The sequence below is a fragment of the Paraburkholderia tuberum STM678 genome (assembly GCF_902833905.1).
Lineage (GTDB): Bacteria > Pseudomonadota > Gammaproteobacteria > Burkholderiales > Burkholderiaceae > Paraburkholderia > Paraburkholderia tuberum.
In genome coordinates, this window is sequence record NZ_CADFGP010000083.1 from 1 (window position 1) to 24,319 (window position 24,319).

Annotated in this window: 18 protein-coding genes and 1 rRNA gene; 3 read left to right on the forward strand and 16 right to left on the reverse strand. The window is 61.6% G+C overall.

Features of this window, described 5'->3' with window-relative positions:
- Positions 1-561 precede the first annotated feature (561 nt).
- Positions 562-2,556, forward strand: coding sequence for an RNA polymerase sigma factor RpoD (gene rpoD / locus HWY30_RS37100; RefSeq protein WP_090808526.1), 1,995 nt, complete (start codon positions 562-564; stop codon positions 2,554-2,556).
- Between the two features lie 331 nt (positions 2,557-2,887).
- Here the strand turns inward: rpoD and HWY30_RS37105 are convergent, their stop codons facing one another.
- The 6 genes from HWY30_RS37105 to HWY30_RS37130 all read right to left on the reverse strand — a co-directional run bounded on the left by HWY30_RS37105 (position 2,888) and on the right by HWY30_RS37130 (position 10,411).
- Positions 2,888-3,991 (reverse strand): YjgN family protein, encoded by a 1,104-nt coding sequence (locus HWY30_RS37105; RefSeq protein ID WP_090808524.1) that lies wholly within the window; start codon positions 3,989-3,991, stop codon positions 2,888-2,890.
- A 626-nt stretch (positions 3,992-4,617) separates the two neighbouring features.
- Entirely contained in the window at positions 4,618-4,947 is a 330-nt protein-coding gene (locus tag HWY30_RS37110) for an aminotransferase-like domain-containing protein (protein WP_143037236.1), read from the reverse strand.
- A gap of 46 nt (positions 4,948-4,993) precedes the next feature.
- On the reverse strand, positions 4,994-6,166 hold the full coding sequence (locus HWY30_RS37115; protein WP_090808518.1) for an NAD(P)/FAD-dependent oxidoreductase: 1,173 nt from the start codon (positions 6,164-6,166) through the stop codon (positions 4,994-4,996).
- A 156-nt stretch (positions 6,167-6,322) separates the two neighbouring features.
- Positions 6,323-7,822 (reverse strand): L-piperidine-6-carboxylate dehydrogenase, encoded by a 1,500-nt coding sequence (amaB, locus tag HWY30_RS37120; RefSeq protein ID WP_090808516.1) that lies wholly within the window; start codon positions 7,820-7,822, stop codon positions 6,323-6,325.
- A 180-nt stretch (positions 7,823-8,002) separates the two neighbouring features.
- A complete protein-coding gene (locus tag HWY30_RS37125; protein WP_090808514.1) occupies positions 8,003-8,914 on the reverse strand; it encodes a LysR family transcriptional regulator in 912 nt (303 codons plus the stop codon).
- Positions 8,915-9,028: 114 nt separating this feature from the next.
- Complete coding sequence (locus HWY30_RS37130; RefSeq protein WP_090808512.1) at positions 9,029-10,411, reverse strand: MFS transporter; 1,383 nt, start codon at positions 10,409-10,411, stop codon at positions 9,029-9,031.
- A 214-nt stretch (positions 10,412-10,625) separates the two neighbouring features.
- Here HWY30_RS37130 and HWY30_RS43200 point away from each other — a divergent pair, with 214 nt between their 5' ends.
- Positions 10,626-10,796: a hypothetical protein gene (locus HWY30_RS43200; RefSeq protein ID WP_167368737.1), complete on the forward strand. Its 171-nt coding sequence runs from the start codon at positions 10,626-10,628 to the stop codon at positions 10,794-10,796.
- A gap of 37 nt (positions 10,797-10,833) precedes the next feature.
- Here HWY30_RS43200 and HWY30_RS37140 read toward each other — a convergent pair whose 3' ends face one another.
- From HWY30_RS37140 to norR, 8 genes are all read right to left on the reverse strand, one after another.
- The gene (locus tag HWY30_RS37140) at positions 10,834-12,132 is read right to left on the reverse strand and encodes an MFS transporter (protein ID WP_090808510.1); all 1,299 of its coding nucleotides are present in this window, start codon (positions 12,130-12,132) and stop codon (positions 10,834-10,836) included.
- 48 nt (positions 12,133-12,180) lie between these two features.
- Entirely contained in the window at positions 12,181-13,800 is a 1,620-nt protein-coding gene (locus HWY30_RS37145; RefSeq protein ID WP_090808508.1) for a glycoside hydrolase family 43 protein, read from the reverse strand.
- A 170-nt stretch (positions 13,801-13,970) separates the two neighbouring features.
- Positions 13,971-14,789, reverse strand: coding sequence for an HpcH/HpaI aldolase/citrate lyase family protein (locus HWY30_RS37150; protein ID WP_090808506.1), 819 nt, complete (start codon positions 14,787-14,789; stop codon positions 13,971-13,973).
- Positions 14,786-16,174: an MmgE/PrpD family protein gene (locus HWY30_RS37155; protein WP_090808504.1), complete on the reverse strand. Its 1,389-nt coding sequence runs from the start codon at positions 16,172-16,174 to the stop codon at positions 14,786-14,788. Before HWY30_RS37155 ends, HWY30_RS37150 begins: the two co-directional genes overlap by 4 nt.
- 15 nt (positions 16,175-16,189) lie before the next feature.
- Complete coding sequence (locus HWY30_RS37160; RefSeq protein ID WP_090808502.1) at positions 16,190-17,368, reverse strand: CaiB/BaiF CoA transferase family protein; 1,179 nt, start codon at positions 17,366-17,368, stop codon at positions 16,190-16,192.
- A 16-nt stretch (positions 17,369-17,384) separates the two neighbouring features.
- On the reverse strand, positions 17,385-18,548 hold the full coding sequence (locus tag HWY30_RS37165) for an acyl-CoA dehydrogenase family protein (protein WP_090808501.1): 1,164 nt from the start codon (positions 18,546-18,548) through the stop codon (positions 17,385-17,387).
- 18 nt (positions 18,549-18,566) lie between these two features.
- Positions 18,567-19,409 carry an HTD2 family dehydratase gene (locus tag HWY30_RS37170; protein ID WP_090808498.1) on the reverse strand — a complete coding sequence of 281 codons (843 nt, stop codon included), beginning with the start codon at positions 19,407-19,409 and terminating at the stop codon, positions 18,567-18,569.
- Positions 19,410-19,627: 218 nt separating this feature from the next.
- Positions 19,628-21,223 (reverse strand): nitric oxide reductase transcriptional regulator NorR, encoded by a 1,596-nt coding sequence (norR, locus tag HWY30_RS37175; RefSeq protein WP_090808497.1) that lies wholly within the window; start codon positions 21,221-21,223, stop codon positions 19,628-19,630.
- A gap of 138 nt (positions 21,224-21,361) precedes the next feature.
- On the opposite strand from norR, the gene hmpA reads away from it, so the two are divergent.
- Entirely contained in the window at positions 21,362-22,543 is a 1,182-nt protein-coding gene (hmpA, locus tag HWY30_RS37180; RefSeq protein WP_090808495.1) for an NO-inducible flavohemoprotein, read from the forward strand.
- A gap of 133 nt (positions 22,544-22,676) precedes the next feature.
- Here hmpA and HWY30_RS37185 read toward each other — a convergent pair whose 3' ends face one another.
- Both HWY30_RS37185 and rrf read right to left on the reverse strand, forming a co-directional pair.
- Entirely contained in the window at positions 22,677-23,720 is a 1,044-nt protein-coding gene (locus HWY30_RS37185) for a transporter (RefSeq protein ID WP_090808493.1), read from the reverse strand.
- Between the two features lie 201 nt (positions 23,721-23,921).
- Positions 23,922-24,035, reverse strand: a 5S ribosomal RNA gene (gene rrf / locus HWY30_RS37190).
- Between the last annotated feature and the right edge of the window lie 284 nt (positions 24,036-24,319).

Below are 24,319 nucleotides of genomic sequence, written 5' to 3' on the forward strand. Positions count from 1 at the left end.
CCGCATCAAGCGCCCACACTTATCGACTGTTAGTTTTTAAAGATCGGTCCGCCAAACCCGCCGCGCCTGAACCACCACTACCCGGCACTGCTTCGTTTGCGTCGCTGCGTCTGCAGCAGAGAAACGGGATTATGGAGAGCGGTCGACAACACGTCAATACCCTTCTGCGAATTTCTTTTGGGGACAGCATGCGAGGATACGACTCCATATACAGGAAAACGACATGGAGCCCCCTTGCGCAAGGAGCAACTCGCCCCTATCTAGGTTAGGTCGCGCGTATGGCCACGGACTATGCACCTGCGTAGCCTCACGCAATGCCTGCGACAACAGCGACGATGATTTGATGTGCACCCATGAGCGCGAACCCCCAAGCTCGTATATAATGCGAGCCGCGCAAAATTTCGCATGTCCATCGGCCCGCTTCGAGCGGGCTCATCTTTTTTGCTCACCAGAGCACAGCCCAACAACCGCGTTGAGTCACATCAGGTGATGCTGAGCCCTGCTCGAAACGCCTGACGGTAGCGTCTTGCGTCTCATAGCGAAGCCTCTAGAGGAAATTACGTGAACCCTTTTGATCGCGAAGATTCGCAACACGACACAGCCTTCACTGCCAAAGTTCCGTCCGGCCGTTCGGCCAAAGGCAAGGGCGCCGGCAAAGCGATTCCCGTGGCAGCCGAGCTGCTGCCGCAACAAGCCGAAGAACGCCAGCGCCTGATGCGCGCACTGATCCAGCTGGGTAAAGAGCAAGGCTACCTGACCCACGCGCAGATCAACGACCACCTGCCCGACAACTTCACCGCAACCGCCGCGATCGACAGCATCGTCAGCGCGTTCAGCGACATGGGCGTGCAGGTCTACGAGCAGGCCCCGGACGCGGAAACGCTGCTGCTCAACTCGAATTCCCCCGCCGTGGTGTCGGACGACCAGGCGGACGAGGAAACCGAAGTCGCGCTGTCGACCGTCGACTCCGAGTTCGGCCGCACCACCGACCCCGTGCGTATGTACATGCGCGAAATGGGCGCGACCGAGCTGCTCACCCGCGCAGGCGAAATCGCGATTGCGAAGCGCATCGAAGACGGCCTGCACGAAATGGTGCAAGCGATCGCCGCGTGCCCGCTCGCGATCTCCGCGATCCTCGCGAGCGCGCAGCAGGTTGTCGACGGCGAGTTGCGCATCGACGAACTCGTCGACGGCCTGAATGAAGAGACGGCCGCCGCGGAAGAAGTCGCGAGCGCCGACACGGATGCCGATGAAGTCAGCGACGCCGACGAAGACAGCGAAGACGAAGAAGACGACGACGTCGGTCCGGAAGATTCGTCGGCGGCGGACGAAGCTCGCCTGAAGCAGCTCACGAGCGACTGCCTCGAAATCTTCGCCCAGGTCGGCATTCTGTACGACCAGATGAACGCGTCGCACGCGCGCGGCGACGTCACGTCGAAGGCCTATCTGCGCGCACGCGAAGACATTCAGCAGCACCTCGCGAAGATCCGCTTCACCGCACGCACGATCGACCGTCTGTGCGGCGACGTGCAGCGCCAGGTCGCGCAAGTGCGCGCGATCGAGCGCAACATTTTGCAGATCGTCGTCTCGAAGGCCGGCATGCCGCGCGAGAAGTTCATCGAAACGTTCGCGGGTAGCGAGGCCGACCTCGGCTGGACCGAGCGTGCCGCGCGCACCGGCGCGTCGACCTATGGTGCGGCGCTCGAGCGTCACCTGCCGGCCATCCAGTCCGAACAGCAGAAGCTGATCGACATCGAAGCGACGGTGTCGCTGCCGCTCAAGCATCTGAAAGAAATCAACCGCCAGATGGTCGCGGCCGAATCGAAGATGCGCAAGGCCAAGAGCGAGATGATCGAGGCGAACCTGCGTCTCGTGATCTCGATCGCGAAGAAGTACGTGAACCGCGGCATGCTGTTCCTCGACCTGATCCAGGAAGGCAACATCGGTCTGATGAAGGCCGTGGACAAGTTCGAATACCGTCGTGGCTGGAAGTTTTCGACGTACGCGACCTGGTGGGTCCGTCAGGCCGTCACTCGTTCGCTCGCCGATCAGGCGCGCACGATCCGCGTGCCGGTGCACATGATCGAAACGATCAACAAGCTTAACCGCATTTCGCGCGAGATCCTTCAGCAGACCGGCCAGGAAGCGCATCCTGCGGTGCTCGCGGAACGCATGGAACTGTCGGAAGAGAAGGTGCGCGGCATTCTGAAGATCGCGAAGCAACCCGTATCGCTCGAAACGCCGGTTGGCGACGACGGCGATGCGACGCTGGGCGACATGATCGAAGACGCTGGCGTATCGTCGCCGGCGGATGCCGCGATGCAGGCCGACCTGCGTGCCGCGATCGACGACGCGCTCGACTCGCTGTCCCCGCGCGAAGCGAAGGTGCTGCGCATGCGCTACGGCATCAACACGAAGTCGGATCACACGCTTGAAGAAGTGGGCAAGCAGTTCGACGTGACCCGCGAGCGGATCCGTCAGATCGAGAGCAAGGCGATGCGCAAGCTCATGCATCCGAGCCGCGCGGACCGTCTGAAGTCGTTCCTCGACCGATAAGCGTTTGCCACGCTTGCCGTGCGCGCTGCACGGCAAGCCGCCCACATCGTCATACACAAGCAGCGGGATGAACCGGTCGACGGTGAGTCCCGCTGTTTGCTTTTGTGCTGTACCTTTCCACAATTCTTCATGCGCGAATTCTCCGCTTCGCTTCCCGCCCTGTTGTCCACAGATTTTGGGAACAAGCTTGTGGACAACCTGCGCATGACTGCGCTAACTCATTGAGCGTACTGCGTTTCGCGCTCGCGCCTGAGATGAGTCGCGTGTCCCATTACTTGCCGCACATCGTGCGCCCTCCGCCCATTGCCGCGCTCTCAACGCGAGTCCAATCTCAGAAGGCGCCACCATGATCGAGCAGATTCAGCATGCCCTCGCCAGTCAGCGGCGCCGCCACGGTGCTTTGCCCCAGCATATGCGGATCCAGGTAGCCGGAAACCTGCAGCGTGTCGACGGCAAACCGCATCAGCCGATGCAGCACGATTGGCGCCCCAAGGCCGAGCGTGAACACGATGATCGCAAGGTTGCCGCACTGCAAACTGAGCAGACGCGCCACGCTGACGTTACTGCCGAAATGCAATTGCGAGCCGAGCGACGTATTGCCCATCACGTGGCGCGTCAGCGCGGCGACATAGAAGCCGCGGATCAGCATCGTGCCGATGGAGAACAGCGCATAAAACAAAAACAGCGATCCGAGCGCGGCCCGCGACGGCGCCATACTCGCCCCCGGCACCTGGCCGACATGCATCGATGCGAGAGCGCCCTTCAGAAACACCATGAACAGCACCGCGAACAACACGACCACGCCGACGAACGTAACGAGGAACAGACCGTAGACGACCCACGCGCGCCCCTTGAAGCGAAACGCCAGGCTACCGAAGCTGCTCGCGTTGATGCGGCACTCCATTAGACGCATTGATGTCCACGGCGTCATCTGGCCAAGCGTGACAACGCACAACAGCGCGTACAGCAACGCGCGCACGCCGAAGCCGAGCGCCGAGCCGGTCATGCCGCCGCGAATACCGCACCACTGCGTCCGGCTCAGCCGATAGCGCTGCGCGCCGAAAAAGGCACCCGCCGCGAGCATGACGATCAGCAGATACAACGCGATGACAGGCAGCCAACCGAGTGCCGCGCTTTTCGTCAGCATGCGCAAGACCACGCTTAGCGCGCCAGCCGCGAACACCGCGCTGAACACGACCACGATTGCGAACAGAAAGCCCTTGAATAGCTCGCCCCCGGTGCCCATGTACTCGAAGCGCTCGTCCTGAAACCGCATGCGCGACCAGACATATCGGCGGTTGTTCGTGGTCGCCCAGAAGCGGTAAATACCGAGCGTCACGATTTGCAGCACAAGGTTTCTGAAAAAGATGCCGTAGAGGTCGCCGAGCGTGCCGTCGTAGATCAGCAGCGGCCGCTTCTCGTCGAGTGAATTCATTGCGTTGCCCCCTTTTCCTCATTTAACGTTTTTGTGGCCCACTCACGCATTCTCGTGCGGCACTCATATGCGGCATGCATGGGCGAACGCGACGGGCGACGATGCTTTCCCGTGCGAAAGCCGACTCGTGTGGCGCGAACCCGTGTAAAACCTGTCTTTCAGACATTCCGGGAATCACGCAAAACGGAAGCCGGCCGGCAAGCACGATAATTACACGGTTTCTTGTCTTTATAAATGGCATTTCCGCATATAAATCGACCACCTCCATTACAAGATTTGGCAGCGCCCGAATTTATTCGAATCGCATAATCTTGAAATTAAGGCGTGCAATAACGATTTCATTGGGGGCAATCATTTGAGGGTCCACTCGCGCGTACGCGCCGTTCGACGTGGCAATCCCGGGCGGTTTCATCTGCGGCTTGCCACGGTCGGTCTCATAGAAGGCACGCGCGGACGAAAACGATTGCGTATTCGAACTCAACGCGATTCGCGATTAATAAGGAATGCGGTGAATTCTGTTAAAGCGCCACAATTTTTGGCATTTGGATAAAAAAACCCGGCTGCACATTAGATGCTCGCCGGGTAATCTGCCGCATTCCACTGATTGTGTTGATGCAATCAGGATTTTATTGCTCGTCGAAGTACTGCTCGAGCGCGCGGTTCATTCGGTGCACGCCGGTTTCAATCTCCTCCACACCCGGCACGAACATCACGTTCTGTTCGATGCACACGCGCAGATAGTCGGACGCATCGCGTGCCCCGTTCAGACGCGCCCACACGAACATGCCGCCGGCCGGACGATGAAATGCGATGTGCCGCGCGAGATGCGTGTCGAGCGCATCGCATAGCGCGCGGCATTTGACGGAATACGCATCGACAATGCGCGGCAGATGCCGCTCCAACCTGCCGCTCGCGAGGTACTCGGGGCAATCGCCTAGGTCCAGGGCGCGCTGCATAGATCGACGGTCTGGTTGGCGACCACGCATCGAGCCATATAAGGCGCTACACCACGTTCTTTTCGATGATCGGCCGGTTTTCGAGCACGCGCGTAAAGCTTAGTGAACTGAGATCGAGCGTCGCATAGCGGCCATGCAGAACCAATTCGCTGATGCCGCGTCCGGTTGCCGGCCCTTGCTGTAAACCGTGGCCGCTGAAGCCGTTCGCGAAAATGCAGTTATCGATATCCGGGTGATGGCCAATGATCGCGTTCTGATCGAGCACGTTGTATTCGTAATAGCCGGACCAGCAGTTCTGCACGCGCAGCGCCTCGAATTGCGGCACGCGATTGGCGAGCGTCGGCCAGATCACGTCGTCGAATAGCACGTGATCGACTTCATCGAGCGGTAGATCGTCGGGATCGTTATCGGCCGACGGCGACGTGCCGCAGATATACGAATTGCCTTCAGGCCGGAAGTACACGCCGCTCGGATCGATCAGCAGCGGACAGCGTTCAAGCTTTGCCGGCGACGTGACGTTGAAGATACTGCGCCGCCGCGCATAGACGGGCAGATCGATGCCGACCATCTGTGCGACCTTGCGCGACCATGCGCCGGCCGCGTTGACGACGACGTCGCAAGCATAGGTCTCACCGTCCGCGGTTTGTACCTGCGTGACGCGATTGCCCTCGCGATGCAGCGCGGTGACGTCTGCCGCGACATAGCGCGCGCCGAGCGCCTGCGCTTTCTTGCGCAGCGCCTGTACTAAACCGTAGCCGTCGAACCAGCCCTCGCCGCTTTCGCCATAAGCGCCGGCAACGAGGTCGTCGGTATTGAGCCAAGGGAAGCGCGTTTGCAAGCCATGCGTGTCGAGCAGGCTGATATCTGCGCCGAGGCTTTTTTGCAGCGCGTGATTCTCGCGCAGCGTCGCTTCACCGGCAGGTGTCGCGAGAAACAGGTAGCCGCCTTCGTGCAGATCGATCGAGGGCCGGGTACCGTCGACTTCGAGCCGCTCGCCGATCGAGCGAAGAAACTCGATGCCGAACAGCGACATCTGAATGGAAAGCGGCGTGGAAAACTGCTGCCGGATCGACGCCGCCGACAAGGCCGACGACGAACGCGCATAGGTCGGATCGCGCTCGATTACCGTGACGCCGACTGTCGGATCGGACAGCCGCAAGAAATACGCAATCGAACTGCCGATCACCCCACCGCCGACGATCACGACTTTCGAACTCACGTCTTACTCCACGAGTAACGTGGCCGCTCCGGAACGCCGGGCGGCGCAAACGGATTGCTATCTGGAACGCGCGACTGTGGCGCGCCGGACGGCGACGGCGGCGCACCGGCATCAACGCGATGCGCCGCCAACGTTTACGACGTCACACTTGCGCGCTCAGTCGAGATTGAAGTCGATACCCTGCGCAAGCGGCAACGCCGACGAGTAGTTCACGGTATTGGTCGCGCGACGCATATAAGCCTTCCACGCATCCGAACCCGACTCGCGCCCGCCGCCCGTTTCCTTTTCGCCGCCAAACGCACCGCCGATCTCCGCACCGCTCGGTCCGATGTTGACGTTCGCGATGCCGCAGTCGCTGCCCGACGCGGACACGAAGCGTTCCGCTTCGCGCAGGTCGCTCGTGAACACGCACGACGACAAGCCGTGATGCGCTGCGTTGTTCGCCTCGACCGCATCGGCGAAATCGGCATAGCGCAGCACGTACAGAATTGGCGCGAACGTTTCCTTCAGCACGACCGACGTTTGCGACGGCATCTCGACGATGGCCGGACGCACGTAGTAGCCGCCCTCATAACCCTTCACTTCGACTCGCTCGCCGCCGAACACGTTGCCGCCCTCGGCCTTCGCCTGCTGCAGCGCTTCCTGCAAGCGGTCGAACGATTGACGGTCGATCAGCGGCCCCATCAGCGTGCCCTTTTCGACCGGATTGCCGATCGGCACGCGGCTATACAACTGCTTCAGACGCTCGACGGTCTTCTCGTACACGCTGTCGTGCACGAACAGACGCCGCAGCGACGTGCAGCGCTGACCGGCCGTGCCGACCGCCGAGAACAGGATGCCGCGCATCGCGAGTTCATGGTCGGCCGTCTGCGTGACGATGCCGGCGTTGTTGCCACCGAGTTCGAGCAGCGAGCGGCCGAAGCGCTTCGCCACTTCGACGCCAACCTTGCGACCCATTTCCGTGCTGCCCGTCGCGCTGACGATCGACGCGCGCGGATCGGCCACGAGCTTTTCGCCCACGTCGCGCCCGCCGTTGATCAATGCGGCCAGGCCGGCTGGCGCGTCGCCGAATTCCTTCAGCGCGTCTTCGAGAATCCTGTTCACGGCCAGCGCCGAGAGCGGCGTCTTTTCCGACGGCTTCCAGATCACCGCGTTGCCGCACACCAGCGCGAGCGCCGCATTCCATGACCAGACCGCCACCGGGAAATTGAACGCCGAGATCACGACGCAGGTGCCGAGCGGATGCCACGACTCCGCCATCCGATGACCCGGGCGCTCGGACGCGATCGTCAAACCGTACAGCTGACGCGACAGACCGACCGCGAAATCGCAGATGTCGATCATTTCCTGCACTTCGCCCATGCCTTCCTGCAGGATCTTGCCCGTCTCGAGCGAGACGAGGCTGCCGAGCGCCTGCTTCTGTTCGCGCAGCCGATTGCCGAGCAGCCGCACCAGCTCGCCGCGGCGCGGCGCCGGCACGTTACGCCACACGGCAAACGCGTCTTTGGCCCGGGCGAGCGCCGCGTCGACCTCGACCGCCGTCTGGCTGGCCACACGGCCGATGAGCTCGCCGGTGATCGGCGAATGAACGGCGATATCGCCGGCTTGCGCGGCTTGGGCAATGCCGAGATCCGCGAGGATAGTGGACGCGTCCATGTGAACCCCTTTAATTTCCGATACGAAACAAGAGTAAGTTCGGAAACTATACACGCGGGTTTTTCTGGCGGCAAGAAGATGCTTGGAGATGCTTGGCGAGTGAAATACCGGTTGACAAAAGGAGGCGATGTTTCCAGAAGGAAACTTCGTCAGACTTCGGGCGGGTGTTACGCCCGCGCGTCAAGCATCTGACCCGCCATCCTCCTCCAGCACCGCCATCAACCGGTCGACCAGCACACGCGCGAACGGCGGCAAGTCCTTCAGACTGCGCACGCAGATCTTCAGCTTGCGCACGGCCCACGGATCGTTCAGGCCGACGATCGCGATCTGCATCGTCTTTCTGTGCCGCAGCGCGACCGACTCCGGCACGATGCCGATTCCGACACCCGCCTCGATCATCCGGCACGCGGCCTCGAAGTTGCCGACCTGGATGCGAAGTTTGAGACGCGCGCCGAGCGCATCGGCGGCACTCGTGATGAACGCGTGAATCGCGCTCGACGTCGGCAGGCTCACGAAGTTCGCGTTCAGCACCTGCGAAAAATCGACCGACGCTTGTCTCGCGAACGGATGCTCGCACGACGTAACCAGCACGAGCCGATCGTCGCGATATGGCAGCATCTGCAGATGCTCGGCATGCACATTGCCCGCGACGATGCCGATATCGGTCGCGCTGTCGGCGACGCCCTTGACGATCTCGCCGCTCAGCACTTCGCGCAGATCGATGTTCACGTCCGGGTGATCGCGCAGGAAACGGCTCAGCACGGCCGGCAGAAACTCGCTGATCGCGGTCGTGTTGGCCCAGATGCGCACGTGGCCCTTGATGCCCTCGCCATACTCCTGCATGTCGCCGGCCAGATGCTCGACGCGTTCGAGCACGAGCCGCGCGTGATGCACGAAGGCTTCGCCCGCGGGTGTCGGCGTCACGCCCTGGCTGGTTCGATAGAGCAGCTTGATGCCGAGTTGCTCCTCGAGATTCTTGACCCGGTTGCTGGCGGCCGGCGCCGACAGGTGCGAACGCTCCGCCGCACGCGCGAGGTTGCGCGTGTCGGCGATATGCAGGAGCAGGCGTAAATCTACGAAATCGAAGTGCATGATGAAAGCTGCTAGCGAAGCATGCGCAAAGCAAACTTTCATCTTAACCAGGTGAAGTGAAAATTTAGCCGGGGAAAGATCCGAATCGACAGATCACCTTGATGCGCGCACGGCTTAAGCCGACTCTCGCATCATCTCCGCTTGCGGTATCAGCTCGGCATCGGGCGAAATCTCTTCGAGCGTCTGCTGACTCGTTTCGATGCGCAGCGCGAGAATCGCGATACTCAGCAACAACAGCACGCCACCCACCATCGTCAGCACACCCGTCACGCCGAACTCCGTGTAGAGCAGCAGCGCGACGTAGGGTGTCGACATCGACGCCGCGCGGCCGCACGTGCCGGCCACGCCGGTGCCGCGCAAGCGATGCGCGGTCGGAAACAGCTCGGGGATATAGCCGAACAGGCCGAGCGTGCAGACCGTGTAGATCGTCGTGACGAGCGCGAAACCAACGACCGCGATCGGCACTGGCGCGCGCATCTGCACGTAGACGAAGCCGAGCACGATCGTTGCAAGCGAGAACAGCACGATGCCGTTGCGTCGCCCCAGGCGGTCCGTCACGAGATAACCGACGACAGCGCCGGCCGGCGCACCGAACGACATCAGCAGCACGAAGCCGAGCGACTGCACGATGGTCAGGCCTTCCTTGACGAAGAACGTCGGCAGCCACGCGACGAAACCGTACAGCGACATGTTGATCGCCATGCAGGTCAGCGCGGCGACCAGCGTGCGGCCGATCATGCCGCGCGCGAACAGCGCCGAGAACGGCGCGGCCGGCACCTCGTGACTGACCACGCGCGAAACCGGCGGCAGCTTGCCGACACGCGCCTCGACCTGTCGCTCGATTGCCGAGACGGTGGCCTCCGCCTCTTCGAGCCGGCCGACCGTTTCGAGCCAGCGCGGCGATTCCGGCATCCGATGCCGCAGGAACCACACGACCATCGCGCCAACCCCCGCGATCGCGAACATGTAGCGCCAGCCGAGATGTGGAATTACCCAATAGCCGACTGCGGTCGCGCCGAGCAGACCGGAGTTGACGATCAGCGCGAGCAGAGCGGTCCAGCGGCCGCGTGTGGCAGGTGGCACGAACTCACACAGCGTGCCGGCCGCGACCACGAGTTCGGCGCCAAGGCCAATGCCCATGACGAAGCGCAGCAGGATCAGCCAGTAGATGTTCGGCGCGAAGCAGGCGGCGAGCGATGCGATGCCGAAGATCGCGAGATTGGCCTGATACGAATAGCGTCGACCGAAGCGGTCGCCGAGATAGCCTGCCAGCCCCGCGCCGATCATCATGCCCATGAAGGTCGCGGAGATGAAGAACGAGCCGAGGCGGAGATCGGTGAAGCCGGTTTTGACCATCGCCGCGAGCGCGCCGTTGGCGAGATAGATGTCGAAGGCGTCGAGGAAAGCACCCGCGCCGATCAGGCCGAGGATGTTCCAGTGGAAGCGGGTGATCGGCAGGCGGTCGAGGCGTGCGCCGGAGTTGATGGGGGCTGGCAAATTGTGTCTCCTGTCTTTTTAGGCTGCGCGCGGGCGAGAGGCGCGAGCGCGGAACAGTTCTGCGAGACCGCCTTCGTTCGATGCGGCGGCTCGGGGCAGAGCGCTGAACGGCCGTTGTCGGATCGTGCAGGGCCGTTGGCTTCAAGAGTGCGACAGGTGACGTGGGCTGGGAATTGGGCTTTTTGGAGGTGAGTGTTCCGGTTTGATTAAGGGAATGGTAAAGAAGCGATTTGCATACCCGAAAGGCGGCAGCGCCGAACCGCAGCGCGAGGTCAAAGCCCTCGAGAACGAGATCGTCGAAATGGTCGCGCGCGATGAACTCGATTTCGAGTTCAGGATGCGCATCCATGAACTGATCGAGTCGTTGCGCAAAGCCGGTGACTGAGCCGGAATTATCGCCGGCTCAAGCCCCGTCGCGCCATTTATCCCGCTGTCCGGTTCTGCACGGGCACGTCTGCGCCGGCGCTGCGTGTGACAGAGTCGCTGAGGTCCGTCCTCGTATTGATGAACCAGGCGGAGACCGAAGCCAACAAGAAGCAGCCGACGAAGAGGTGGAATACGACATTGAAGTCGTCATTCGTCCTGGTCAGGATGTAACCGACGATCAGCGGGGAAAGAAATCCTGCCAACTGACCCGCCGCATTGACAAAGCCGATTGCCGACCCGACGACCTTGTTCGGCAGCGCGACGTTCGGGATGGTGTAGAGCGAACAGCCGGCCATGGTTGAGAAGAAGTAGCCGATCGTCTGAAAGAATACCGCCGTTTCCGCGGTCTCCGCATGGGCCGTCAGATAGGCAAAGATGGCGGCCACGACGCAGCCGAGGACGACAAGCAATTCGCGACGATTGCGGAAGAACTTGTCGGAAAGAAAGCCCGTGATGCAATAGGCAATCGTGCCGACGAGAAATGGCACCGACGCCATAATGCCCATTCTGGCCGTCGAAAGGCCGCGCGCTTTCAGCAGATACGTCGGGAACCAGCTCATGATGCCCCACGAGGCGATGCTGAAAACGAACAAGGTGACGAAGCACCACCAGACCAGCGGCGTTTTCACCAAACCAGCAAAATCCGCTTTGCCGGCAGAGGCAGACAAAGACTTTTCGCTGGTACCGATTTCCTCCAATTCGATCTTCGAAACGTGCTTGCTGTCTTTCGGGCTGTTTCTGATATAGATCCAGCCGAATACGGCCATCGCGACACCGGGTATGAACAGACTCGTGAAAATCGCGCGCCATCCCCACGCGGCCATCACGGCCGCCACGAACAGCGGCGCCAATGCGGGTCCCAGCGCATTAGTGGTCATCATCAGCCCGGTTGCCCGTCCCACTTCGCGCTTTGGGAACCACGCCGACAGTGCCTTGAACGCGGCGGGAGGAAAAAGCGCTTCGCCGATGCCAAACGCGACCCGCACCACCAGCATCAAGCCGAGCGAATTGCACAGTCCGGTAAGCGCGGTGAAAATCGTCCACCAGGTGATGCCGATCGTCGTCATCAGCCGCGGACCGAATCTGTCTGCAAGCAGGCCAGCCGGGATCTGACATAGCGCGTAGCTAAAGAAGAACGCGCTCAGGATTCCACCCATTTCCATCGCGGACAGATGAAACTCGGACGCAATGAATGGAATAGCCGCTGCCATGATCATTCTGTCCATGTAACAGAGCAGATAGATTGCGAACAAAATAAACAGCACGAGGTAGCGATGTCTCCAACGAAAGCGCATGAGATCTTCCTTATTATTAAATGACAGCGATGACACGAAATCCGAGCTTTAGCCGATCAATTGGCGGTATGAGAACGACTTGAAATCGGCAGGCTCGCGAAAGCCAAGCATGTCGTTGACGGTGATACCCGCGAATGCCCCCGTGAAGCCGATGGGGGTTGCATATTCATCGCTGAGTTTCGTGAAATCCTTTTCCAGTTCAAGGTCCTTCCAGTCACCGTGCGTCAAGCGATAGAAGAAGCGCAGTTTCGCGTCCACGACGCGAATCCGCAGTTCGATCCCGGTGGCCTCGGGCAGCGTCGCCAGTCGATTGCTGTAGGCGAAGCTGCCGGCATCCATTTCCATGTAGGACAGGATTTTTGTGCCGTCGTCGTCGCGCGTGACGAACAGATAGAAGAAGGTGTTCTCGTCGTAACGCGCCATGAGCCCAGCCATGTGCAGATATGACCTGGGTGAAAATTCCAGCGCGGTTTCGACTTCGAACTGCCAGTCACGGATGCGACAGGCCAACAAGCTTTGATGGAACCGCGAAGTCGGCGACTCTTGCCCCCTTATCCGCAGATAGCCCGGACGTTCGTGAAGATTGCACCAGTCGTCGCCGATGGGGATGCGCAGACTCTGCAGTTCCAGGGGCAGCGCGGCACGTTGTCCGAAATCGATCGTCCAACTGCTGTCGAGCCTTTGCTCGATATCCGAGCCGATCGCAAAAGATTCGGCGGGAACCACTCCGCCACTGGCGAGGCGGGGCCAGTCGGCATGCCATTCGATAGGTGCGACACAGGTTTCACGGCCTAGCGGCGAGCGCTTCGTGTGCGCATCGATTGGTCTCGATCCGAGGTACGTCATGTACCACTGGCCGTTGGGACCCTCGACCAGATTGCCGTGGCCGGTCCGCTGAATCCGTCCATTCGCGTCGCGCGACGTGAGCATCGGCGTATCAGGATGAAACTCGTATGGACCGAAAATGCCGCGGGACCTGGATACACACGTTGCATGTGTATAGCCTGTGCCCCCCTCCGCTGTGATCAGGTAGTACCAGTCTCCCTTCTTCAGCAAATGCGGAGCCTCGTAGATCTGACATTTCATGAAGTAATCGGTCTTGAGGTTGGCGCCTTTATAGATGACGTGCTCTTCGCCGATCAGCTTTTCCTCCTGCACCGAGTATTCCCGCAGAACGATTCCGACGAACAGGTCTTCGTAGATACCTCTGAAATCGCGCCGGATATAGGCGAGCCACTTTTTGCCAGATTCGTCGTGGAACAGGGATGGATCGTATCCACCGGACACGAGATGCACGGGCTCCGACCAGGGTCCGGTGATGTCCGGGGCGGTGACGAGGTAGTTGTGCATGTCACGAAGCGGAGAGATCTTCTGCTCGCCTTTCCATGCCTTGGTGTCGGTATAGACGAGCCAATAAAGACCGTCGTGATAGGAGAGGGCTGGCGCCCATATGCCTCCGGAGGGCTGCTCTCCGATCAGGTTCAATTGCGATAGTCTGTCGAGAGGCGTGGCCTTGAGTTCCCAGTTGACGAAATCTTTTGATTCGTAAATGAGAACGCCCGGATACCATTCAAACGTTGAAACCGCGATATGCCACGCATCCTTGCCACGGCACACGCAAGGATCCGGGTTGAAGCCGCGCAGAACTGGATTTTGAATAGTACTCATCGGGAGGGTATTTTTTGACGTGCTGAGAGGAACAGATCTTCTTCATCGACAACGTTGCGAACGGAAACTTTCCGTCGAAATGTGTTACCGATAACAATTTAATCTAGCATGTGACCTGCTAACTATTCAAGTGCGACGATGGGGGGTAGGGGCGACGGAAAACCGCATTGTCAGAAGCTTTCGGAATCGCCCACAACCTTCCGCGCCCGCAGAATCACCGGCATATCGACCATCCTCCCATCCACGGCAACCGCGGCGCCATGGCTCGCCTCGACAGCCGCAAGCACGCGTTGCGCCCACTCCACCTCGGCGTCACTCCATGCATACGCGCGATGCACCGGCTCGATCTGCTTCGGATGAATGCAAAGCTTGCCGCCGAAACCGAACCGCCGGCCGCGCCGCGCATCAGCTTGCACCGCATCAGCATCGGTAATGGTCGTCGACACGCCATCCACCGGCGCACCAATGCCAGCCAGCCTCGACGCAAGCACGATCTGCGAGCGAAACAGATGCAACTCCTCGCCATCCCCATCGATGCCGAGATCGATCTGAAAATCCAGCGTACCGAAGACGATACGCAGCACGCGCGGCGCGCTGCATAACTCCGCAAGATTCGCGAACCCGCGCGCAGTCTCGACAATCGGCAGCACGCTCAACGCCGGATGCGCGTTCGCCAGCACCGCGTTGATCTGTTCGCGCGTCTCAGCCTTCGGCAGCACGATTCCGGCGACGCCGGTCTGCCCAACGAGCGCCGCAACGTCATCTGGAAACCATGGCGTATCCGAGCCATTGATACGCACCCAGGCGGCCCGCGATGCGTTAGCCGACACCGCGGCCACAACCACCGCACGCGCCGGCACCTTCTGATCCGGCTGCACCGCGTCTTCCAGATCGAGAATCACCGCATCCGCGCCGGCCGCATAGGCCTTCTCAAACCGCTCAGGCCGATTCCCAGGCACGAACAGATACGACCGGGGCAACGCGCTCATGCCGCCACCATCGTGCGCGAAGTTGCATCGAATACCGAGCCAATCTGCTTCTCTTCGGCAATCTGCCATGCGCGGCGAAGCAGTTGCGCCGCCTCCTCTTCGCTAGCCGCACCCGAAAACGCCGCCAGCCGATGCAGCTTCGTCGCAATCTCGTCGCGCGACAAGGTATTGCCTGGATCGCCCTTCGGCTCATCGACACGCCCATCGAACACGCGGCCGTCGGTCGTCGTCACCGTGACCTTGCCGATCCAGCGTGCGGGATAGGCGGCGTCGACTTCAGCGTCGAGCGCCATTGTGACCTTGTCGCGAAACGCGGCGATCTCGCTCGCGTCGAAACCCTGCTCGAATTCGGTCACGCCGGCATAGCCGTGATGCGCGACCAGCCCGAGCACTGTGCCCATGTTGAACTTCGCCTGATGTACGGTGCGCGGCGCGACCACGGGACCGAGCACATCGATCGCGCCTTGATGCACGTGCGCGACGACCTTCGCGACGTCGCGCGGCGCGAAACGATGCGTCTGCACGACGGCGAGCAGCGCATCGGCGGCCGGATGCGTATGGCGGCACGCCGCGTGATACTTGAACGACGTCTCCGCGGTCGCCCAGCGGCTGCCAAGCCAATCGACGAGGCGCGCCGGATCGGCGTCGCTCGACATGCCCGCGGCCATGCCCTGGGCGCCTTCGAGAATGTGCGTCGCGCCCTTGAAGCCGTCGGCGGCGAGTTGCGCGGCCATCAGGCCGTTCGCGGCGGCCATCGCGGTGTGCAGTTGCTTCGAGTCGGCGGCGTCGCGCAGAAATTCCCATAGGCCGCTCGCCTGCGTGCCCGCCGAGCCGAACGCATCGAGCATTTGGGACGGCAACAAACCCAGCAAGCGTCCTGCCGTTGCCGCGGCCGCGACCGTGCCGACCGTGCCCGTGGTGTGAAACACCTTGTAGTGCGAGCGCCCGAGAAATTCGCCGATGCGAATGCCGACCTCGTATCCCGCCACCGCCGCCGCGATGAAGTCGCGCCCCGACGCTCGCTTTGCCTGTGCCAACGCAAGCGCAACGGGAAACACCACGGTCGCCGGATGAAACACCGAGCCATTGTGCACATCGTCCTGTTCGGCGAAATGCGATGCGGCGCCGTTGATCATCGCGGCGAAATACGGCGTGGTTCGACCGCGGTCGATCAGCACCTCGCAGAGGCCCTCGTTCGTCGCCCCGGCTGCCGCGCGTGCGAACCGCGCGATCGTCTCGACCGGGCGCGCGCCTTTGCCGGCCAGCGCCGAGCCGAGCCAATCGACGTACAGGTTGACGGTACGCTCGACGACCCCGTGCGGGATGCGGTCGAAGTCGAGTTGCGCGGCGAAAGTGGCAAGCGTGAGACTGGGATGGTCGTTCATGGGGTCGTTACCGAATCAGATCGTGCCCGCCGCGCGCAGCGCGTCGATACGCCCATTGTCGTAGCCAAGCTCACGCAGAATTGCTTCCGTATGTTGACCAAGCGTGGGCACAGGGTCCATTCGCGGCTCGAGGTCGGAAGGCAGACCGGGCGGCCGCAATGCGGGTATCGTCCCCGTTGCCGTGCCGACTTCCTGCCAGCGCTCGCGCGCCTTCAGTTGCGGATGCGCCCACACGTCGGCGAGCGTATTCATCTGCGCGTTCGCGATGCCTGCCTCATCGAGTCGATCGATCACGTGCGCCGCGCTCTGCTTCGCGAACGCCGCGACGATCACCTCGCGCAGGGCGTCGCGCGCCGCAGTGCGTTTCGAGTTCGATGCGAAGCGTTCGTCGGTTGCCAGTTCAGGCTGTTCGAGCACGCGCTCGCAGAACAGCTTCCATTCGCGTTCGTTCTGCAGGCCAAGCATGACCGTCTTGCCGTCGCCAGCGGGAAACGGGCCATAAGGATAGATCGTTGCATGCGCGGCGCCCGCAAGCGCGGGCTGCGACTGACCGTCGATCGCGTAGTAGAGCGGATAACCCATCCACTCGACCATGCTCTCGAGCATCGATACATCGATGCGGCAACCGCGCCCTGTGCGCCCACGCTGCAACAGCGCGCACAGGATGTTCGAATACGCGTACATGCCCGCCGCGATATCGGCGATCGAACAGCCCGCTTTCGCTGGCGCGCCGGGCGAACCGGTGATCGACAGGAAGCCGGACTCGCTTTGAATCAGCAGGTCGTACGCCTTCTTGTCGCGATACGGACCGTCCGCGCCGTAGCCGGAAATATCGCAGACGATCAACTTCGGAGACTTGTGGCTCAATGTGTCGTAGCCGAGGCCAAGCCGTTCGGCCGCGCCTGGCGCGAGGTTCTGCACGAGCACGTCGGCATCGGCAACCAACGCATCGAGAATCTCGGCCGCCGCGGGCTGCTTCAGGTCGAGCGAAAGACTCTCCTTCGAGCGATTGGTCCACACGAAGTGCGACGACAGCCCATGCACACGTTCGTCATAGCCGCGCGCGAAATCGCCGACGCCGGGCCGTTCGATCTTGATCACGCGCGCCCCGAGATCGGCCAGTTGACGCGTGCAGAACGGCGCGGCAATCGCGTGTTCGAGCGTGATGACCTTGATACCGTCGAGTGGTCTCATGATGTCCGCCAGCGGGTCAGAACGAACGCGGCAGCCCGAGGATATGCTCGGCCACGTACGAGAGAATCAGATTGGTCGATATCGGCGCGACTTGATACAGACGCGTTTCACGAAACTTGCGCTCGACGTCGTACTCGCACGCGAAGCCGAAGCCGCCGTGAAATTGCAGGCACGCATTGGCCGCTTCCCACGACGCATCCGCCGCGAGCAGCTTCGCCATATTCGCCTGCGCACCGCACGGTTGATGTGCGTCGAAACGACGTGCCGCTTCGAAGCGCATCAGGCTCGCTGCCTCGACGTTGATGAACGAGCGCGCGATCGGAAACTGCACGCCCTGGTTCTGTCCGATCGGCCGGCCGAACACGACGCGCTCCTTCGCGTATTCGGTGACTTTATCGACAAACCAGTAACCGTCGCCGATGCATTCCGCGGCGATCAGCGTGCGCTCCGCGTTCAGGCCATCGAGAATGTATTTGAAGCCTTGCCCTTCCTCGCCGATCAGATTCTCGGCCGGAATTTCGAGGTTGTCGAAAAAGAGCTCGTTGGTCTCGTGATTGACCATGTTCAGAATCGGCTGCACGGTCAGGCCATGACCGATCGCCTCGCGCAGATCGACGATGAAGATCGACATGCCCTCTGATTTCCTCTTCACGTCCGCGAGCGAAGTGGTGCGTGCGAGCAGAATCATCAGGTCCGAGTGTTGCACGCGCGAGATCCACACCTTCTGACCGTTGATCACGTAACGGTCACCGCGCCGCTCTGCGGTCGTCTTGATCTTCGTCGTATCGGTGCCGGTGGTCGGCTCGGTCACGCCCATCGATTGCAAACGCAGGTCGCCGTTCGCGATCTTCGGCAGATACCTGCGCTTCTGTTCTTCCGAACCGTGCCGCAGCAGCGTGCCCATGTTGTACATCTGCCCGTGGCACGCGCCCGAGTTGCCGCCCGCGCGATTGATCTCCTCCATGATCACCGACGCTTCCGTGAGCCCGAGCCCCGAGCCGCCGAAGTCCTGCGGAATCAGCGCGGCGAGCCAGCCGGCCTTCGTCAGCGCGTCGACGAACTCTTCCGGATAGCCGCGCGCCTCGTCGATCTTGCGAAAGTACTCGCCGGAAAACTGCTGACACAGATCGCGCACGGCCTCGCGAATGTCCTGGAACGAATCGTGTTGCGTGGTTTGCATAGTCGGGTCTCGCGGAATTCAGGCGAGCGCGGCGGTCGCGCGCATGGTCAGATAACCTTCGTGGTCCTTCGCCCACAGGTCGATGGTCTTGCCGTCGGCGGCGGGCTTGCCGCATACCGTGAACGGCTGGTCCGCGAACGTGGGGCGAAGCGCGCGAAACGCGAAGCTTTGCAGCGTCGCTTGCGGCAGTTCTCGGCGCACGAGATCGACCAGCAGCGTCGCGATCAGCGGGCCATGCACGACGAGGCCCGGATAGCCTTCGACCTGCGTGACATAAGGATGGTCGTAGTGAATGCGATGGCCGTTGAAAGTCAGCGCCGAGTAGCGCAACAGCATCACGGCATCGGCGTCGATCGTGCGGCGCCATGTTTCGTCTTCGGGCGCGGGCGCCGGCTGTTGCGGCCGCGCGCCCTCCTGGGGCGCGTCGCGATAGACGATGTCGTGCTCCTCTTCGAGCTTCAACTCGCCATCGACTTCGATCGTATGTTGCACGGTGACGAACACGAGGCGGCCCGAGCGGCCGGTCTTGTCCTCGATATTGGCGATCGTCGACGTGCGCCGCGCATGCTCGCCGATCTTCAGCGGCGCATGAAACGTGAGCCGGCCGCCAGCCCACATACGGCGCGGCAGTGGCACGGGCGGCAGAAAACCGCCACGCTTCGGATGTCCGTCGGGACCGACTTCGGATAGCGGCGTGACCGGCAGAAAGTACAGCCAGTGCCACAACGGCGGTACGGTGTTACCGCTTTCCTCGCGATCGAGCGTGGCGGCAAGCGCCTTCAATGGAAACGCGGTGATGTCGTCTTCGGCCACCGCCTGCTTGTTGAGCCAATCGTCGAGTTTCTCTGGGGCAGCGGACATGACGGAGTCTCCAGATTCAGTGTGTTGGTCCTCGTTAGGACCCACTATGACCGACGCGCTGCGTTCCGCGAAGTTCGATTTTCCGAAGCGGGCCTTTGTTTTTCGTTAAGACGTTGAGCCCAGCAAGCGGCGCTGACGATCTGTTGTCGGCTCGATCGGCGATTCGATGTGGCTTGACCTTAGCGCCGGGCCGCGACGGCACCGCTGCGCCTGTTCGCTCATTTGAGCCCGAGCCGTTTAGCCAGCCGATTCAGATTCGCCCGGTCCAGCCCCAGCTCGCGCGCGACCGCGGCCCAGTTCTGCCTGTTGCGGATCAGCGCTTCGAGAACGAGATTGCGTTCGAACTCGGTGACCGCGCTGCGAAAGTCTTTCGTCTCGCTTTCCTCGCTCTGCGTGGCGATTTGATTGGCTTCATGATCTCGTGCGTCCGACAACGCGAAGTCCGCGGCCGTCAACGTCAGAATACGGCGGCGCTCACGATTGGCCGCCAACGCCTTCAGCGCACTGCGTCCGATCAGATGCTCCAGTTCGCGCACATTGCCGGGCCATGAGTAGTGCAGCAATGCGGCCTGCGCGTCAGCCGCAAGACGCAGGCTCAGCAAACCGAGCCGGGAGCGATTGTCTTCGAGGAAGAAGCCCGCCAGCAGTAGCACGTCGCGGCCACGCTCGCGCAACGGCGGCACGCGCAGCGGATACACGCTGAGGCGATGATAGAGGTCGGCGCGAAAGCGGCCCGCGCGCACTTCTTCGGCGAGGTCGCGATTGGTTGCTGCGATGAGCCGCACGTCGACTCTGTGTTCGTGGTCCGAGCCGATGCGCTGCAACTGGCCGTTCTGCAGCACGCGCAACAGCTTTGCCTGCACCGCGAGGGGCAACTCACCGACTTCGTCGAGGAAAATGGTGCCGCCGTCCGCGAGTTCGAACTTGCCGCGTCGATCCGCCGAGGCTCCCGAAAACGCGCCGCGCACGTGCCCGAACAGTTCGCTCTCGACGAGCGTATCGGGCAACGCCGCGCAGTTCAGGCTGATCAGCGGCTTGTTCGCGCGCGGCGACAGCGCGTGGATCGCATTGGCGACAAGTTCCTTGCCGACGCCGGTCTCGCCGGTGACGAGCACGGTCAGATCGCTGGCGGCCACCACCTCGATCTCCTTGATCATGCGGCGATGCGCGTCGCTGCTGCCGATCAGCTCGTGCCGGCTCTCGCTGCTCGCCAGCCGATACGCTTCCGCGCGGCGCTGCGCCTCCTCGCCATTGCGCGCCAACGCGTCGATGCGTTCGACGACGCTCACGGTCGCGGCCGCGAGGCCGAGAAACGCCTGCAGCGAGGCCATGTCGAGTGTGTCGAAGCGCGCCGGGTCGAGTGCGTCGAGCGTGAGCAAGCCCCAAGGCTCGCCACGGATGAACAGCGGGCACCCCAGACAGTCGTGCACTTCGAGGTGCCCGGGCGCCATGCCTTGCACGAGGCCATCGTAGGGATCGGGCAGATCGGAGTCGGCGGCGAAGCGCGTCGGCCCTGGCTGGGCCAGCAGCTCCTGAAAGCGCGGATGCTCGGCGACGCGAAAACGCCGCCCGAGCGTATCGCTGCTCAAGCCGTCGATGGCGAGCGGCACCAGCGTATCGCCTTCGAGGCGTAGCAGAGCCGCCGCGTCGCCCGGAAATAGCGAGCGCAGCGCGCTGAGCAGCCGCCGATAACGCTCGCGCTCGGACAGCTCGCGCGACAGGTCGAGAATCAGCGGGGTAAGAACATCGAGGACCGCCCCTGTAGTCAGATCGACTGCCGATTGAGTCTTTTCGACTAGGGTCGAATGAACCATCTTAATTGCCAGATCGTTGATCTAAATGCATTTTATACCTGGCACGAATCGTGGGTAGTAGACGCAGTCTGCCGAAACCGGCTGTGACATTCGCTGATAGGCAGACGCTCACTCAGACTCTCACCAGGACTTAAAAACATGCTATCCGCCGAACACCGCGCCATCATCAAAGCAACCGTGCCGCTCCTGGAAAGCGGCGGCGAGGCGCTCACCACGCACTTCTACAATCTGATGCTCAGCGAGCATCCGGAAGTGCGCCCGATGTTCAATCAAGCCAATCAGGCAAGCGGCGCGCAACCGCGCGCGTTGGCCAACGGCGTGCTGATGTATGCGCGCTATATCGATCAGCTCGAGCAGTTGGGCGGGCTCGTCGCGCAGATCATCAACAAGCACGTGTCGCTGAACGTGCAGCCTGAGCACTATCCGATCGTCGGCAAGTGTCTGCTGCGCGCGATTCGCGAAGTACTCGGCGCGGACGTCGCAACCGACGCCGTGATCGAAGCGTGGGCCGCCGCGTATCAACAACTCGCCGATCTGCTGATCGGCCTCGAAGAGAAGATCTACGCCGAAAGCGCAGCAGCGCCCGGCGGCTGGCGCGGCACGCGGTTGTTCCGCGTCGCGCGCAAAATGCGTGAAAGCGACGAGATCACGTCGTTCTATCTGCGTCCCGATGACGGCGGCGAATTGCTCGCGTTTCAGCCGGGTCAGTACATTGGCGTGCGTCTGGTGATCGACGGCGAAGAAGTGCGTCGCAACTATTCGCTGTCCGCAATGAGCGATGGCCGCGAATATCGCATCAGCGTGAAGCGTGAACCGAATGGCACCGTGTCGAAGTATCTGCACGAGCAGATCAAGGAAAACGACTCGCTCGATCTGTTCGCGCCGTCCGGCGAATTTACGCTGCAACCTGGCGACAAGCCGTTGGTGCTGATCAGCGGCGGTGTTGGCATTACGCCGACGATGGCGATGCTGGAGGCCGCGCTGAAGACCAATCGTACGGTGCATTTCATTCACGCGGCCCGTCATGGTGGCGTGCATGCATTCCGCGGCGCAATCGATGCATTGGCCGCACGCCATCCGCAACTGAAGCGCTTCTATTGCTACGAGGAGCGCCGTGATGGCGATGACGAAGCGCACGCGCTCGGTTACGTCGACGAAGCGAATCTGAAGAAGTGGTTGCCGGAAACGCGCGATGTCGAGGTGTATTTTCTCGGGCCCGTCGCGTTCATGAAGGCGATCAAGAAAGGCCTGAAGGCGATCGGCGTGCCGGAATCGCAGAGCCGTTATGAGTTCTTTGGGCCGGCTGCCGCGCTCGAATAACGCACTCGAGTAATCGACGAGTACTTGCCCTCTTTGAACCGCTGCGAAGCGTATTCGAAGACGGGCATGTTCGGGCTTCGATCACGCCGGCGGGTTTGGCCTCGTAAAAAGCGGGCCAAATTTGCCGCGCCTTCTAGCGCTCCCTCCTGCGGCGAAACGCCCACCAGCCCGTCAGCCCGGTAAAGCCGGCGACCAGCACCACCATCAGCCAGAAGCCATGCTTGTTCTCGGCGAGCGGAATGCCACCGACGTTCATGCCGAAGAAACCGGCGACGATATTGATCGGCATCACCAGTACCGTGACTAGCGTCAGGGTAAATAGCGTCCGGTTGTTCTGCTCCTCGAGGCCCGAGGTGATTTCTTCCTGCAGCAATCTGACCCGCTCGATCAATCCCGCTACGTCCGAAAGCACGACCGAGAACTCCTCCGTCGATTCACGCAGATCTTGCACGTCTTCCGCATGAAGCCACCGAGGCGGCCTCGCCAGCAAGCGGAAAATCGCGCCCGGTTCGGGTGCCAGCATGCGTTGCAGGCGTGTCAGCGTGCGACGCATCGCGCCGAGGTCCAGGCGGTTTTGCGTCGGCCGTTGCGACAGAAAGCGATCCTCGATTCGATCGACGTCGGCACTGGTTCGGCGGACGATCTGCACGAGCAGGTCGGCCTGGTCGCGCATCAGATGAACTAGCAGTTCGGCAGGTAACCTGAATATTTCACCTTCGCGCACCGACGCGCGCAAACGGTCGACCGAGCGCAGCGGCTTCAGCCGCGCCGTCACGATGAGCCGCTTATGTGCGTAGATCCACAGCGTCGCGATTTCTGACGGGATGAATTCGAGGTTGAACATGACGTCGTTGACGACCGCGCGCAGTGCGCCGTCCGCATGCTCGATCCGCGTCGAATGCGAGCCTTCGCGCAAGGCGTCGAAAAAGGTTTCGGGCAGATCGAGTTGCGTGCGCATCCAGCGCTCGCTCGCGCTATGCGCGAGATTGAAGTGAAGCCATAGAAATTCGCCAGCGTCCGTCGCGCTAGTGCCGGCATCGTCCTCGCGCTCGCGGTACCAGTCGATGACTTCGTCCGCGTCGATCGGCCGCCCGGCGAGCGTCGGCGAAAACCGGAAACCGCAGACCATACCCGACGAATCCGCGCCGTAGGTTTGCATTGCCAGATCTGATTTCATAGGTCGTTCGATGCCAGCGCTTCCGAAAGGAATACGTGAGCATAGCGCGAACAATTGAAAGAGAGTTGACGCGCGCACTTTCCGGCGTCGTATTGTCGAATTGTGGCGGCTGGATTGTCTCCGAAACGTCATCTCTGCCGATGACGGCCGCGTAAACGCAAAAACCCCACCGCGGCGGGTGGGGTTTCTGACTGGAGGGGAGCCTGACGATTACCTACTTTCACACGGGCAATCCGCACTATCATCGGCGTGGAGTCGTTTCACGGTCCTGTTCGGGATGGGAAGGGGTGGGACCGACTCGCTATGGTCATCAGGCATGACGGGTTGCTGCGTCGCAGGGCTGGAGTCAACCGGTTGCGCCACAGCCAATCGGGAAGAAGCGTAAAGGATTCGAGTGTGTGGGGGTTGTGTTGTTTCTGGCACAACACTGAATCCCAACCGGGCGTTTCTGTGAGCTCCCGCGGGAGGTCACACAAATCCCCTTCGGGGATCGGACCCGCGTAAGTACTGAAGCACTCACGCGGGTCGAGACACACCTGTTATAGGATCAAGCCTTACGGGCAATTAGTATCAGTTAGCTCAGTACATTACTGTACGTG

Bases quoted from the DNA above. Each gene is read 5' to 3' on its own strand.
- HWY30_RS37140 (WP_090808510.1), bottom strand. From the start codon at position 12,132: ATGCGCTTTCGTTGGAGACATCGCTACCTCGTGCTGTTTATTTTGTTC.
- amaB (WP_090808516.1), bottom strand. From the start codon at position 7,822: ATGGACGCGTCCACTATCCTCGCGGATCTCGGCATTGCCCAAGCCGCG.
- HWY30_RS37150 (WP_090808506.1), bottom strand. From the start codon at position 14,789: ATGAGCGCGTTGCCCCGGTCGTATCTGTTCGTGCCTGGGAATCGGCCT.
- HWY30_RS37155 (WP_090808504.1), bottom strand. From the start codon at position 16,174: ATGAACGACCATCCCAGTCTCACGCTTGCCACTTTCGCCGCGCAACTC.
- HWY30_RS37110 (WP_143037236.1), bottom strand. From the start codon at position 4,947: ATGCAGCGCGCCCTGGACCTAGGCGATTGCCCCGAGTACCTCGCGAGC.
- HWY30_RS37125 (WP_090808514.1), bottom strand. From the start codon at position 8,914: ATGCACTTCGATTTCGTAGATTTACGCCTGCTCCTGCATATCGCCGAC.
- HWY30_RS37170 (WP_090808498.1), bottom strand. From the start codon at position 19,409: ATGTCCGCTGCCCCAGAGAAACTCGACGATTGGCTCAACAAGCAGGCG.
- HWY30_RS37145 (WP_090808508.1), bottom strand. From the start codon at position 13,800: ATGAGTACTATTCAAAATCCAGTTCTGCGCGGCTTCAACCCGGATCCT.
- norR (WP_090808497.1), bottom strand. From the start codon at position 21,223: ATGGTTCATTCGACCCTAGTCGAAAAGACTCAATCGGCAGTCGATCTG.
- HWY30_RS43200 (WP_167368737.1), top strand. From the start codon at position 10,626: ATGGTAAAGAAGCGATTTGCATACCCGAAAGGCGGCAGCGCCGAACCG.
- HWY30_RS37160 (WP_090808502.1), bottom strand. From the start codon at position 17,368: ATGAGACCACTCGACGGTATCAAGGTCATCACGCTCGAACACGCGATT.
- hmpA (WP_090808495.1), top strand. From the start codon at position 21,362: ATGCTATCCGCCGAACACCGCGCCATCATCAAAGCAACCGTGCCGCTC.
- HWY30_RS37185 (WP_090808493.1), bottom strand. From the start codon at position 23,720: ATGAAATCAGATCTGGCAATGCAAACCTACGGCGCGGATTCGTCGGGT.
- HWY30_RS37105 (WP_090808524.1), bottom strand. From the start codon at position 3,991: ATGAATTCACTCGACGAGAAGCGGCCGCTGCTGATCTACGACGGCACG.
- HWY30_RS37165 (WP_090808501.1), bottom strand. From the start codon at position 18,548: ATGCAAACCACGCAACACGATTCGTTCCAGGACATTCGCGAGGCCGTG.